Consider the following 12962-nt stretch of genomic DNA (forward strand, 5'->3'; position numbering starts at 1 on the left):
TTACTAGTTTACCTGCCGGAGCTCGGCGAACTGGATCGCCGCGAAGTGGCGGCTCTAGCGGGGCTCGCGCCATATAACGACGACAGTGGTAATCACAACGGAAAACGTCAGATCTACGGAGGAAGGGCCCGTGTCAGGCATGCGTTATACATGTCCAGCTGGGTCGTGATCCGTTATCAGGCTGACTTCAAAGTCCGCTACGAGGCTCTGCGGGAGAAAGGCAAGAGCGCGAAAGTCGCGCTCATCGCCTGTATGCGGATACTGCTTATCAGACTCAATGCCATGCTGCGAGACGGCACCGAATGGCGGTGACGAATGGCAGGGTAAAGACAGTTGCTCCCACAGGGTTTTATGCTGATTGCAGATGTTGTGTACGACGCTGAAAGCTGTGGGAGCGGGTCGGTTACTGTCCTGCGCCGTTTTCGTGTGGTTATTGAGACGGCTCAGGACATTCACGGGTCCATCGCGTGACCGTCATGTCATTGAATTGCTCACCGATGGTATCGACGCGCAGGCAAGTTCCTTTCTTCGTGTAGTACAAGATGCAGCGCGAGCTATCAAACGAGCAGGTATCCAGTTCGAAGAACTTGCGTGCAGCCAGCTCCCGTTCCACGCCACTGTATTCATAGCCGTCGGTGGTGTGCATCTGCGTCGGCTTCCATCCTTGTTTGACTAGCTTGGACTTGGCTGCCACCAAACGCTCACCGACGGCGATGCCTGCTGGCCCGTGTTTGTCGCTTATCGCCTGTGAGCCACCGGCAAACGCTGGGCTGATGCCCATGCAATAAAGTGCGGCAAGTACGAGGGTTGAAGCCTTCATTGGACAGTTCCTCCGCAGATTTGTAGGTCGATAAAAAGTCCGGATACTCGGCGTAAGGTTGCGGAGGATAGTGATTCTTCTTGCCTGGACCTTCGGGAAGCGCCGCCCACCTTGTTGCTGCTTTAGGCATCGCGCCCGGAATGTCACCGGCCTTGATCTTGTCGATCACGCCTAGCAAAAAAACGGGACTGATTTATTTCCGTAAAATAAATCAGTCCCCTTTGTTATCGATTTCTGGTTTTCATCCTTTTCAGGGCATTTGAAGTTCCAGGAATAAACTTTCATGTCTTTGACTTCTTCGCCGACAGTTCCTACACCTAAACAATCTCCGTTCTTGATGTAGTTGAAGTTGCAGAAACGGACGCCCTCCGTGCAAGACTCGATTTCATTAAAGCCTTTTCTTTGGATGACGTTTTCAACCCCGAACTCACCTGAGTAGGATGGATTCGGCTTCCAGCCATTTTTGATCAAGGCTTTTCGGGCTTTGGAAAATGGCATTCCCTCTTTGATAGGAACGTCTGCTGCGCTTGTAAATAAACTGACGCAACATAAAAGGCTGATGGCTAATATTTTTAGTTTCATTTAACAGTTCCGCCAAAAATCTACCGTCCATGTACATTTGCGTCGCACAGAATGCCTGAGGCAAAAGTTGCGCTCAATATTTCTTACAGATCTTTGATTGACTGTTGGTGAGTGGCTTCTGTCGAGTCGCTCGCAATGCCTTTACGCCCCGACTGGGTTCACGCGTTGTGCGCGGTAAAAATTGCCGGTAATGGGGCAGATTTGTTTAAACGGGAAGGTGCCGCAGTAAGGTCTCGATAAACACCAGCGTTTAAAAAGACATCTCCAAACACTCTCCCAGGCTACACATCCTTGCGCCATTGCCTACAGCTACGTCAGAATCCGCCGGCTTGTGCGCCTTGGGGGCGGGTTCTATTGTGGTTCGGTCGCTGATGAATCAGCGATCGGGTTTCGCAGCCCGGATCAATCAAGGCGCACAGCGCTCCAAATCTCGTTGCCATCTTAGGCAATGGTGCTTTATGGCGGCTGTGCGCGGGATACCTTCGGGTATGCCGGGTGCCTTGATTCCCGGTCTGCGAACCTGCGTACAGCTGCCACCTCCCTTCGTTTCGCAGCGAAATGTGGCGGCTCCAACAATCAAGGAGCTTCACCATGATCAAACCAACACCCAACCCGCCCGAAACCGACTCGGTTTCCCCCTACGAATCCCTCGATTCCAGAAAACTCCACGAAGCCGCCGACCGCGCGCTCGACCATTACCTCTGTCCACCCGGTTCCACGCCGCTGCCACGTAAAAGCCGTGGGATGTACGCCGTGACGGCGGACAACAAAAATGAAGAACTGCTGCTCGATGCCAGTGAAACACTCGCTTCGGCCCAAACCATCGCCCAGAACGTCGCCAGTCTGTTGCCGGCGTCGCAGCGTCGGGCATTGTTGGGGATTGCGCAGTTGATCATGCTCGGGGAATTGGCAGTGAATCGGGCGTTGGATAATTTGCAGTTGCCGGGGTGATGCGCGTATCGGGATCACCTGCTGATTGATTGGGTGTCCGTTCTGGCGCCTTCGCGGGCAAGCCCGCTCCCACAGGGTTTTGGGTTGGTCAGGGATGTTGTGTCCGGCTGTGAAACCTTTGGGCGCTGGGCTGGCAGCGATGGTGATGACACATGCGCTGTTTCTGCTGCCAGAGATATCTGTGTAGGAGCTGCCGCAGGCTGCGATCTTTTGATTTTGATCCTGAAAAACAAGATCAAAAGATCGCAGCCTGCGGCAGCTCCTACAGGGGGCAGGTGAGTAGGGTTTCGAGTTTTGCCAGTGGCGGCGCGTCCTGGTTGCGGTCGAATACTTGAATCCCAACCTTGAGCAACCGCCCATTCTCCACCGTTGCGATCACTTGCTCACACCGCAACAACAACCGCCCCTGATCACACTCCTGCGCTTTCATCCCCATCGGCAACTTGCCTTCAAGCCGCAACTCCGCCAAACGACTTTGCCCGGCCAGTAAAGCAATCGACCGATCCCGCAACACCCCATTGCTCTGCGTCATCAACCCCGCCACGCGCACAGCCGCTGACATCGCCACGGCAATAATCGCCAGCGCCACCAGCACTTCAATCAGGGTGAAACCCGCTTGTTGCGAACGCGCACGCATAAATGGCCCAAAACCAAAGCACAGCCCTCGACGCTAACCCCCGTCCTTGACGGCTTGACGACGAAAACTCCCGAGGATTTTCAACATCCCTGACATATCTTCTTGCAACACTGCGCGTCGAATCGAATCAAGCCAAAGGAATGTCGAGATGGATATCGCACCGTGCAAACCGCCTGAGCAGTCGCCGCGCAAGCCCCGTGGGCAGCAGGGTTTTACCCTGATCGAGATCATGGTGGTGGTGGTGATTTTGGGGATTCTGGCGGCGATGGTGGTGCCCAAGGTGCTCGACCGGCCGGATCAGGCGCGGGCGACGGCGGCGAAGCAGGACATTGGCGGGTTGATGCAGGCCTTGAAGTTGTATCGCCTCGATCACGGCACTTACCCGAGCATGAATCAGGGTTTGAAAGTGCTGGTGGAGCGTCCGGCGGATGCGAAGAACAGCAACTGGCGCTCGTACCTGGAGCGTCTGCCGAATGATCCGTGGGGCCGTCCTTATCAGTACCTCAACCCGGGCGCCAACGGCGAGATCGACATTTTCTCGCTCGGCGCCGACGGTCAGCCGGACGGCGACGGCGTGAATGCCGATATCGGTTCTTGGCAGCTGTAAGGCCGGCCATGAACAGACGTTCGCCTGATGGGGCGAAGCAACAAGGCATGGCGATCATCAGCGCGTTGCTGATTGCGGCCGTGGTGGCGGTGATTGCGGCGGGCATGTTGACGCGCCAGAGCGTGTCGACCCGTGCGCTGGAGGCTGATCAGCAGCGCGTGCAGGGGCGCTGGATTGTGCAGGGCGGCGTGGAGCTCAGCCGTCAATTGCTTTGGGATGCCCGCCAGCGCGATCCGCTGACCCGGCTCGATCAGCCGTGGGCACAGCGCTTGGTGGCTCAGGGTTTCGAGGGGCGACTGGAAGACGAGCAGGGCAAGTTCAACCTGCGCAATCTGGTGGCCAACGAGCGTGTCGATGAGGCGCAGGTGCAGGCGTTTCAGCGCCTGTGCGAGTTGATCGGGATCAGCGCCGGTTTGAATCAGCGCATCCGTCAGCGGGTCATCGAGTCGTACCCGCGCCTGTTGAATCCGCAGATGGCCGAAAACAACCACGGCGTCGACAGCGGTCGGGCGACATCGCCCAATGCCTCGCGCCAACCACAAAATCCGACGTTGCCGATGCTGCGCAGTCTCGATGATTTGCGCAGTGTTGACGGTGTGAATGACGCGGTGATCGGCAAACTGGCGCCTTACATGACGGTGATTCCCGCGACGACCTGGCTCAACGGCAATACCGCCACCGCACCGGTGCTGGCGGCGTATGTGCCGGGGTTGTCGCTGGAGCGCGCGCAGGCGTTGATCAATGAACGTGACACCGGACGCTGGTTCATCAACCGGGGCGACTTCGTTAACCGCTTGCGCATGCCGAATCTGGAAGTCAGCAGCGTCAAGGTCGGCATCACCAGCGACTGGTTTCGCCTGCGCGGTGAAGCGCGACGCGAGCAGCGCCGGGTCAGCCTCGAGGCGTTGTTGCATCGTAGCCAGGACCGGTTGCCGCAAGTGATCTGGTCGCGGGTGGGCGTATGACTCAGATAAGGGTTGCGCTGCCGCCATTGGCGGAACTGGACTTGGACTGCACGGTGAATTGCGCATGGCTGGATCGTCAGGGCCAGGTCAGCCGTGAAGACTGCCTGACATTGGCGCAGTTGGGGCAGATGCCGAAACTGCCGCCGTTGCTGTGTTTTTTGAACCCGGCGGATAGCCTGCTGGCGAGTATCGATTTGCCGCCGCTGCCCGCCAACAAGACCGCCGCGGCGGTGCAGTGCGCGGCGCAGGCGCTGATGCTCGGCGACAGCCGTGAGATGCACATCGCACACAGTCCGCGTGACGAGGCGGGGCGGGTGCAAATCGCGTGGGCGCCGCGTCAACGCCTGCTGCACCTTGCGCATCTTCTCAAGCAGTCCGGCCTGAACCTGCGCGGTTTGTACCCGGCGGCGTACAGCTTGCCGGTGCTGCCGGGCCTTGTCGCGTGTGTGCAGGACGGCCATCTGTTGCTGCGCGAAAGTCTGAAATCGGCGCGGGTGCAACCGTTGTTTGATGAAGGCGTCGACAACACGCTGTGGGAGCCGGGCGTCACGCTGCACTGGATCGGCGCCGCGCCGCCACCCGGTGCCGAACTGCCCATGAGCGAAGCCCTGCGCTGGACCGGGCCGGTACCGGGTTGGGGCTTGCACGGTGTGCTGCAACAGCAAGTCACTGAACATCGTGGTTGGGGGCGGGCGCTTGGCTTGTCGGCGCTGGCCGTGGCGGTGTGGGTGATCGGTTTGAACCTGTATGCCGCGCGCGAAGCCAGTCAGGGGCAGCAGCTCAAGACGCAGATGAATGTGCGGGTGAAGCAGGCCTTCCCCGAATTGCCGGTGATCCTCAATCCGCTGCAGCAGGCCCGCCAGCAATTGGCGGCGCGGCAAAAAGGCGCGGTCGATGACCCGGCGCAGAACTTCAGTCGCCTGGTGTTGCAGGCGGGCACGGGCATGCCGTTCATGGCCGGCAGCGTTGAACGTCTGGCCTATGTCGACGGGACGTTGCAACTGAGCCTGTTGAGCGACGCCCGTCGCAGCGGCAATGACAAGGATTGGCAAAGCGCCTTGGCCCAGGCCGGGATCAGCGCGACGGCCGACGACGAGGGCTGGACGTTGCGCCCGGCCGCTGAAGCCACCGCCAGTGAAACCGAAGACAACAGCAGCGAGGCAGAAGATGAATAAGGCTGCGTTGGCGATGTACCGCGCCCGCTGGCAGGGCTTCAACCGTCAGTTGCAGGCGCGTTGGCAGCCGCTGGCGTTGCGCGAGAAACGCATGGTCGCGGGCATGGCCATCGCGCTGTTCGGGCTGTTGGTCTGGGTGGCACTGATTCAGCCACCGCTGAAAAAAATCACTTACTGGCAAAGCGAAACCCCGAAGTTGCGCGCCCAGACCGAAGCGCTGGAAGTGCTGCTGCGCGAGGTCAATGTGCGCCCGGACGGGCAAAGCGTGGGCCAGTCGCTGGAGCAAACCCTGCAGGCCAGTGGTCTGGCCGGGCACTATCAATTGCAGGCGGCGGATTCGGCTTCGTGGCAGCTGACCTTTGACGCCGCGCCGGCCGACGCGGTGCTCGACTGGTTGCTGAGCCAGCCGTCGCAACTTTCTCTGCAAGTGGTCGAGGCCCGTTTGCAACGCGCGGAAAACGCTTCGACCGAAGTTACTGCCGGCACTTTGTCTGGCACCGTTCGCATGGATCAGGCGCTGGGCGCTAAGGAAGCTTCATGAAGGGGTCAGGATCCAAACTGGCACTGCCGATGCTGCTGATGGCGTTGAGCGCGTGCAGCAACACCAGCACACCGCCGAATCAGCCGCCGCTGCTGGTCGACAGCGAACTCGGCCGGCCGTTGGCCAACACTCAGCGCAGCGGTGATGCGGTGCTTGATCGCGAGCGGGCTCAGGCGCAAGTCAGGCCCGCGCCCAAGCAATTGCACAACATCACCCAGCGCGCTCGTGGTAGCGCCGCCTCACGGGGCAGCGCCGTGCCGAGCAATCCGCTGGGTAATCAACCGGTGACGCTGAATTTTGTCGACGCGGATATTCAAGCGGTGGTGCGCGCCTTGTCACGTTCGACCGGTCAGCAGTTTCTGGTCGATCCACGGGTCAAGGGTAGCCTGACGCTGGTTTCGGAAGGTCAGGTGCCGGCGCACCAGGCCTACGACATGCTGCTGTCGGCTCTGCGCATGCAAGGCTTTGCCGTGGTCGATGTCGGCGGGGTCGCCCACGTCGTGCCTGAGGCCGATGCCAAACTGCTCGGCGGGCCGATCTACAGCGCCGACAAACCTGCCGGCAACGGCATGCTCACCCGCACGTTTCGACTGCAATACGAGAACGCAGTGAACCTGATTCCGGTGTTGCGGCCGATTGTGTCGCCGAACAATCCGATCAACGCCTATCCCGGCAACAACACCGTTGTCATCACCGATTACGCCGACAACCTGACCCGCGTCGCGCAGTTGATCGCCAGCATCGACACGCCAAGCGCCATCGACACCGACGTGGTGCAGATCCAGAACGGCATCGCTGCCGACATCGCGCCGATGGTCGCTGATTTACTCGACACGCCGGGCAATGATCCGACGCAGAAAATCGCGGTGATTGGCGATCCACGCTCGAACACCATCATCATTCGCGCTGGCAGTCCGGAGCGCACGGAACTGGCGCGTAATCTGATCTACAAACTGGATAACGCGCAGAGCAATCCGAGCAATCTGCATGTGGTTTATTTGCGTAACGCGCAAGCGGCGAAACTGGCGCAGGCGTTACGCGGTTTGCTCACTGGCGAAAGCGACAGCGGCACCAGTGACAGCGCGCGTTCGGTGCTCAGTGCCATGGGCAGCAGCGGCAATAATGGTGGTTCGAATGCTCAGAGTGGTACGCAAACCAGCGGCACTACTTCGACCACGTCCAGCAACGGCAGCACTGGCGGCAGTTATGCCCAGGGCAGCAGCGCCACCAGTGGCAGCGCCCAAAGCACCGAGCAAAACGTTGCGTTCAGCGCTGGTGGCGTGACGATTCAGGCTGACGCGACCACTAACACCTTGCTGATTTCCGCGCCGGAGCCGCTCTACCGCAACCTGCGCGAAGTCATTGATCTGCTCGATCAGCGCCGCGCGCAAGTGGTGATCGAAAGCCTGATTGTCGAAGTCGGCGAGGACGATGCCAGTGAGTTCGGCGTGCAGTGGCAGACCGGCAACCTGGGCGGCTATGGCGTGATTGGTGGCGCGAATCTGGGTGGTTCCGGCTTCAATCTCAGCGGCAAGACCAGCATTGATGCGCTGCCGCAGGGTTTGAACCTCGGCTACGTCAACGGCACGGTCGATATTCCCGGCATCGGCAAGATTCTTGATCTGAAAGTGTTGGCGCGAGCGCTGAAGAGCAAGGGCGGCACCAACGTGCTGTCGACGCCGAACCTGCTGACGCTGGACAACGAAGCGGCGAGCATTTTCGTCGGCCAGACCATCCCGTTTGTCAGCGGCAGCTACGTCACCGGCGGCGGGGGCACCAGCAACAACCCGTTCCAGACCGTGACGCGTGAAGAAGTGGGGTTGAAACTCAATGTGCGCCCGCAGATTTCCGAGGGCGGTACGGTCAAACTCGACATCTATCAGGAAGTCAGCAGCATTGACGAGCGCGCGTCCAACAGCGCGAGAGCGGCGGGCATTGTCACCAACAAACGTGCGATCGACACCAGCATCCTGCTCGATGACGGGCAGATCATGGTGCTCGGCGGCTTGCTGCAGGATGGCTACAGCCAGAGCAATGATGCGGTGCCGTGGCTGTCGACCATCCCCGGAATTGGCGCGCTGTTTCGCAACGAGCGCCGGGCGATCAGCAAGACCAACCTGATGGTGTTCCTGCGCCCGTACATCATTCGCGACAGCGAAGCGGGGCGCAGCATCACACTGAACCGCTATGACTTCATGCGCCGCGCACAGGGCGGTTTGCAACCGGAGCGCAGTTGGGCGATGCCGGACATGCAGGCGCCGCAATTACCCACGGCGTCGCAAGGCGTGCCGGTGAGCAGGCCGACGTCGGGGCCGCGCGCCACGATCAAAGCAGTGCCCTTGCAATGAGCGTCCTGCCATACGCCTGGGCCAAGGCTCAACGCATCTTGCTGCGCGACGGGGTGTTGACGGTGTGCCCGTCGACGCCCGGCTGGTCGATCAGCGAGGTGCGACGCCAGTTCGGCGAGGCCAAAGTCACGCGGGTGCGCGATGACGAACTCGACGGTTTGCTCGCCGCCGCCTACGCCGACACGGGCAGCGCCGCGGCGGTGGTCGGCGCTGCTGAAAACGAAGTCGACCTTGATCGTCTGATGCAGGACATGCCGGAAATCACCGATCTGCTGGATACCCAGGACGGCGCCCCGGTGATCCGCATGATCAACGCGCTGCTCACCCAGGCCGCTCGCGATGAGGCCAGCGATATTCACATCGAGCCGTTCGAAACCCATTCGGTGGTGCGCTACCGCGTCGACGGCACCCTGCGTGACGTGGTCTCGCCGCGCAAGGCGTTGCACGGTGCATTGGTGTCGCGGATCAAGATCATGGCCCAGCTCGACATCGCCGAAAAACGCCTGCCGCAGGATGGGCGGATTGCTTTGCGTGTGGCGGGCCGGCCGATCGATATTCGCGTCTCGACCGTGCCCACCGGCCATGGCGAACGGGTGGTGATGCGTCTGCTCGACAAGCAGGCCGGGCGCTTGCACCTCGAAACCCTTGGCATGGACGCGCAGGTGCTGGCCAAGCTCGATCACCTGATCCGCCAGCCCCACGGCATCGTGCTGGTCACCGGCCCCACCGGCAGTGGCAAGACCACCAGCCTTTACGCGGCGCTGGCGCGGCTGGACGCGAGCACCAGCAACATCCTCACCGTCGAAGACCCGGTGGAATACGACCTGCCGGGGATCAGCCAGATTCAGGTCAACGCCAAAATCGACATGACCTTTGCCCTCGCACTGCGGGCAATTTTGCGCCAGGACCCGGACATCATCATGATCGGCGAGATCCGCGATCTGGAAACTGCGCAAATCGCCGTGCAAGCGTCGCTGACCGGTCACCTGGTGCTGGCGACCCTGCACACCAACGACGCGGTGTCGGCGGTCAATCGCTTGATCGACATGGGTGTGGAGCCGTTTCTGCTGGCCTCGTCGATGCTCGGCGTGCTGGCGCAACGGCTGGTGCGCAGGTTGTGTAATCAATGCAAACAGGAAGATCCGGCGACACCCGGGACTTGGCGCCCGGTGGGTTGCGCCGTCTGCAACAACACGGGTTACAGCGGCCGAACCGGCATTCACGAACTGTTCTGCATCGACGATGACATTCGCACGTTGATTCACCAAGGCGCGGGGGAGCAAGCCTTGCGCGCGGCTGCCGCCAAGGCCGGGATGTTCAGCCTGCGCGAGGACGGTGAGCGCTGGATTCGCAGCGGTGCCACCGCCCCCGAAGAAATCCTGCGTGTGACACGGGACGCCTGATGAATCGCTATCGCTTTGAAGCCGCCGACGCCAGCGGAAAAATCGAATCCGGGCATCTGGAGGCTGACAGTCAAACCGCCGCGTTCAGTGCCTTGCGTGGGCGCGGCTTGACCGCGTTGTCGGTGCAAAAGGAAAGCAACGTCGCCAGCCACGGTGGCGGCGGATTGTTCAGCGCCAAGCTCTCGGACAACGACCTGGCCTGGGCCACCCGGCAACTGGCGAGCCTGCTCGGCGCCAGTCTGCCACTGGAAGCGGCGTTGAGTGCCACGGTCGAGCAAGCCGAGAAAAAGCACATCGCCCACACCCTCAGCGCCGTGCGCGCCGATGTGCGCAGCGGCATGCGTCTGGCCGAGTCCCTGGCGGCGCGACCACGGGATTTTCCCGAGATCTACCGCGCGTTGATCGCGGCGGGGGAAGAGTCCGGCGATCTGGCGCAGGTGATGGAACGACTGGCCGATTACATCGAAGAACGCAACAACCTGCGCGGCAAGATTCTCACGGCGTTTATCTACCCCGGTGTGGTCGGGTTGGTGTCGATCGGCATTGTGATTTTCCTGCTCAGCTACGTGGTGCCGCAGGTGGTCAGTGCGTTTTCCCAGGCGCGGCAAGATCTGCCGGGGCTGACGCTGGCGATGCTCAATGCCAGTGATTTCATTCGCAGTTGGGGCTGGTTGTGCGCGGCATTCATGGCCGGCGGATTCTGGAGTTGGCGTTTGTATCTGCGTAATCCGGCGGCGCGCTTGAGTTGGCATCATCGGGTGCTGAAGTTGCCGCTGATCGGGCGTTTCATTCTGGGGCTGAACACTGCGCGTTTTGCCTCGACGCTGGCGATTCTCGGTGGCGCCGGGGTGCCGTTGTTGCGAGCACTGGAGGCAGCGCGGCAGACCTTGTCCAACGACCGCTTGAGCCTGAGCGTCAGCGATGCCACGGCCAAGGTGCGCGAAGGTGTCAACCTGGCGGCGGCGCTGCGGGTGGAGAATGTGTTTCCGCCGGTGCTGATTCACCTGATCGCCAGCGGCGAGAAAACCGGTTCGCTGCCACCGATGCTGGAGCGGGCGGCGCTGACCCTGTCCCGGGATATCGAGCGCCGGGCGATGGGCATGACCGCGCTGCTTGAGCCCTTGATGATTGTGGTGATGGGTGGGGTGGTGCTGGTGATTGTGATGGCGGTGTTGTTGCCGATCATTGAGATCAACCAGTTGGTGCAGTAGCGGGTTTTGCGGTTGTCTGATCGGGCCCGTTCGCGAGCAAGCCCGCTCCCACAGGGGGAACGCATTTCAACTGTGGGAGCGGGCTTGCTCGCGAAGAGGCCAGTCAGGGCAATAAATAATCCAGATTTTTTCCCAGGACTTCAGCATCACCCGACCGTTGACTCAACCATCCTCGGGTTCTCCTTTCTGTCATCTGCAACGACCCGTCAACGGCTCCAGCCCGATTCAGCCAAAGCCTTGATCCAGACACTGCGCATATCCCCCTGAACACCCGAGAAATCCCCCCGAAAATCACCGCGCACCTCCCGAGGTTTTTTCCTTTATCTGTCACCGGAACCTGCGAATTTCTCAGTGCGACTTAACCAGGGCCAACGCCAGCGAGGGCCAGGTGAGTCTTTCAAGTGTCATGCAGCCCCTGAAACCCTGTGTTCACACCCTAGTTGAAAAGGAGATTCTTCATGTTCAAGCGCACTCTGATCGCAGCTTCCCTGACCGTCGCCGCTCTGGCCTCTGCTCAAGCCATGGCCGTTACCGGTGGTGGTGCAACTCTGCCAGCCGCTCTGTACAAAGGTTCTGCCGACAGCATCCTGCCAGCCAACTTCAGCTACGCCGCCATCGGTAGCGGCGGTGGCAAAACGGCTTTCCTGACCAACAACCCAACCGGTTTCGGCACCACCGGCACTGTGCACTTCGCCGGTAGCGACTCGATTCTCAGCGCTTCGGAAATCAACACCTACAACACCAACTTCGGTGCTTCGTACGGCCCGCTGATCCAACTGCCATCGGTTGCCACTTCGGTTGCCATTCCGTACAAAAAGGCCGGCCAGACTGCTCTGAACCTGACCAGTGCGCAGTTGTGCCAAGTGTTCTCCGGCGAGAAAACCACTTGGGGCGCGCTGCTGGGCACTGCTGATACCACCGCCATCCGCGTGGTTTACCGCAACGTTTCCAGCGGCACTTCGGAAATCCTGACCCGCCACCTGAACGCGGTTTGCCCGACTCAGTTCAACACCAGCTCCACCTTCACCAGCGCCCGTATCGGCGGTATCGCCTTGCCTTCGAACTGGGTTGGTGTCGCCAACACTTCCGAAGTTGCCACCACCGTAAACGCTGTAGACGGTTCCATCGGTTATGTCGGCCCGGACGGTGTTGATGCGACCAGCAACGCGGTTGTTGCTCGTGTGAACGGTGTTCAGCCGACTTCGGCTAACGTCAACCTGGCACTGGCCGCTGTTGCTGCTCCTTCTACCGCTACTCAGGCTGCCAACCCAGCCAACTGGTCGCCAGTGGTACCTAACCCTGCCGTGGGTTACAAACTGGCTGCCTACACCAACTTCATCTTCGGCCAGTGCTACAAGGATGCAGCGGTGGCCGCTGACGTCAAAGCCTTCCTGACCACTCACTACAGCAACCCGGGTAACAACACCGCGACTCAGGCGCACAAATTTGTCGCTGTGCCTAACGCCTGGAAAACCGCTGTAACCGCCAACTTCATCACCAACACTTCGGGCTACAACCTGGACATCAATAACGCCAGCGTCTGCAACGCTATCGGTCGTCCTTTGTAAGCTCAAGCTGGCGTAATCGAAATGGCGGCAACCTTCGGGTTGCCGCCATTTTTTTGCTCGAATACACCCCGAACATGAAGTTTGTGTGACATCCGTTCGGTCGTGACCCTCGCCAACTGCCTATGTCGTAACAGCAGGTTTTTGCACGCCTGCG

13 protein-coding genes are annotated in these 12962 nt (G+C 60.4%); 10 read left to right on the forward strand and 3 right to left on the reverse strand.

The genetic code is table 11. The annotated features are described in order from the left end of the window. Positions 1 to 312 (forward strand): transposase (locus ACIOU6_RS22875; RefSeq protein ID WP_401138982.1); only part of this gene is annotated, 312 nt, incomplete at its 5' end. Between the two features lie 118 nt (positions 313 to 430). Here ACIOU6_RS22875 and ACIOU6_RS22880 read toward each other — a convergent pair. Further along, complete coding sequence (locus tag ACIOU6_RS22880) at positions 431 to 820, reverse strand: hypothetical protein (protein WP_401138983.1); 390 nt, start codon at positions 818 to 820, stop codon at positions 431 to 433. A 171-nt stretch (positions 821 to 991) separates the two neighbouring features. Continuing rightward, complete coding sequence (locus ACIOU6_RS22885) at positions 992 to 1402, reverse strand: hypothetical protein (RefSeq protein ID WP_401138984.1); 411 nt, start codon at positions 1400 to 1402, stop codon at positions 992 to 994. 591 nt (positions 1403 to 1993) lie between these two features. Between ACIOU6_RS22885 and ACIOU6_RS22890 the strand changes: the two genes are divergently transcribed. Further along, on the forward strand, positions 1994 to 2353 hold the full coding sequence (locus tag ACIOU6_RS22890) for a DUF6124 family protein (RefSeq protein ID WP_401138985.1): 360 nt from the start codon (positions 1994 to 1996) through the stop codon (positions 2351 to 2353). Between the two features lie 262 nt (positions 2354 to 2615). Here ACIOU6_RS22890 and gspI read toward each other — a convergent pair whose 3' ends face one another. Next, complete coding sequence (gspI, locus tag ACIOU6_RS22895; protein WP_401138986.1) at positions 2616 to 2990, reverse strand: type II secretion system minor pseudopilin GspI; 375 nt, start codon at positions 2988 to 2990, stop codon at positions 2616 to 2618. A gap of 148 nt (positions 2991 to 3138) precedes the next feature. Here gspI and gspG point away from each other — a divergent pair, with 148 nt between their 5' ends. The 8 genes from gspG to ACIOU6_RS22935 all read left to right on the forward strand — a co-directional run bounded on the left by gspG (position 3139) and on the right by ACIOU6_RS22935 (position 12808). Beyond that, positions 3139 to 3597, forward strand: a complete 459-nt coding sequence (gene gspG, locus ACIOU6_RS22900; protein WP_187678581.1) for a type II secretion system major pseudopilin GspG — start codon at positions 3139 to 3141, stop codon at positions 3595 to 3597. An 8-nt stretch (positions 3598 to 3605) separates the two neighbouring features. After that, positions 3606 to 4562, forward strand: coding sequence for a type II secretion system minor pseudopilin GspK (gspK, locus tag ACIOU6_RS22905; RefSeq protein WP_401138987.1), 957 nt, complete (start codon positions 3606 to 3608; stop codon positions 4560 to 4562). Beyond that, complete coding sequence (gene gspL, locus ACIOU6_RS22910; protein WP_401138988.1) at positions 4559 to 5737, forward strand: type II secretion system protein GspL; 1179 nt, start codon at positions 4559 to 4561, stop codon at positions 5735 to 5737. Before gspK ends, gspL begins: the two co-directional genes overlap by 4 nt. Further along, complete coding sequence (gspM, locus tag ACIOU6_RS22915; protein WP_401138989.1) at positions 5730 to 6278, forward strand: type II secretion system protein GspM; 549 nt, start codon at positions 5730 to 5732, stop codon at positions 6276 to 6278. Before gspL ends, gspM begins: the two co-directional genes overlap by 8 nt. Further along, positions 6275 to 8626 carry a type II secretion system secretin GspD gene (gene gspD, locus ACIOU6_RS22920; protein ID WP_401138990.1) on the forward strand — a complete coding sequence of 784 codons (2352 nt, stop codon included), beginning with the start codon at positions 6275 to 6277 and terminating at the stop codon, positions 8624 to 8626. The genes gspM and gspD overlap by 4 nt, the downstream gene beginning before the upstream one ends. Beyond that, on the forward strand, positions 8623 to 10029 hold the full coding sequence (gene gspE / locus ACIOU6_RS22925; protein ID WP_401138991.1) for a type II secretion system ATPase GspE: 1407 nt from the start codon (positions 8623 to 8625) through the stop codon (positions 10027 to 10029). The genes gspD and gspE overlap by 4 nt, the downstream gene beginning before the upstream one ends. Further along, complete coding sequence (gene gspF / locus ACIOU6_RS22930; protein ID WP_221733509.1) at positions 10029 to 11240, forward strand: type II secretion system inner membrane protein GspF; 1212 nt, start codon at positions 10029 to 10031, stop codon at positions 11238 to 11240. The genes gspE and gspF overlap by 1 nt, the downstream gene beginning before the upstream one ends. Before the next feature lie 458 nt (positions 11241 to 11698). Then, on the forward strand, positions 11699 to 12808 hold the full coding sequence (locus ACIOU6_RS22935; protein WP_221732767.1) for a substrate-binding domain-containing protein: 1110 nt from the start codon (positions 11699 to 11701) through the stop codon (positions 12806 to 12808). Positions 12809 to 12962 lie beyond the last annotated feature (154 nt).

Source organism: Pseudomonas sp. NPDC087615 (genome assembly GCF_044743445.1).
Lineage (GTDB): Bacteria > Pseudomonadota > Gammaproteobacteria > Pseudomonadales > Pseudomonadaceae > Aquipseudomonas > Aquipseudomonas baetica_A.

Coding starts and splice junctions, on each gene's coding strand:
- ACIOU6_RS22880 (WP_401138983.1), bottom strand. CDS start 820: ATGAAGGCTTCAACCCTCGTACTTGCCGCACTTTATTGCATGGGCATC.
- ACIOU6_RS22885 (WP_401138984.1), bottom strand. CDS start 1,402: ATGAAACTAAAAATATTAGCCATCAGCCTTTTATGTTGCGTCAGTTTA.
- ACIOU6_RS22890 (WP_401138985.1), top strand. CDS start 1,994: ATGATCAAACCAACACCCAACCCGCCCGAAACCGACTCGGTTTCCCCC.
- gspI (WP_401138986.1), bottom strand. CDS start 2,990: ATGCGTGCGCGTTCGCAACAAGCGGGTTTCACCCTGATTGAAGTGCTG.
- gspG (WP_187678581.1), top strand. CDS start 3,139: ATGGATATCGCACCGTGCAAACCGCCTGAGCAGTCGCCGCGCAAGCCC.
- gspK (WP_401138987.1), top strand. CDS start 3,606: ATGAACAGACGTTCGCCTGATGGGGCGAAGCAACAAGGCATGGCGATC.
- gspL (WP_401138988.1), top strand. CDS start 4,559: ATGACTCAGATAAGGGTTGCGCTGCCGCCATTGGCGGAACTGGACTTG.
- gspM (WP_401138989.1), top strand. CDS start 5,730: ATGAATAAGGCTGCGTTGGCGATGTACCGCGCCCGCTGGCAGGGCTTC.
- gspD (WP_401138990.1), top strand. CDS start 6,275: ATGAAGGGGTCAGGATCCAAACTGGCACTGCCGATGCTGCTGATGGCG.
- gspE (WP_401138991.1), top strand. CDS start 8,623: ATGAGCGTCCTGCCATACGCCTGGGCCAAGGCTCAACGCATCTTGCTG.
- gspF (WP_221733509.1), top strand. CDS start 10,029: ATGAATCGCTATCGCTTTGAAGCCGCCGACGCCAGCGGAAAAATCGAA.
- ACIOU6_RS22935 (WP_221732767.1), top strand. CDS start 11,699: ATGTTCAAGCGCACTCTGATCGCAGCTTCCCTGACCGTCGCCGCTCTG.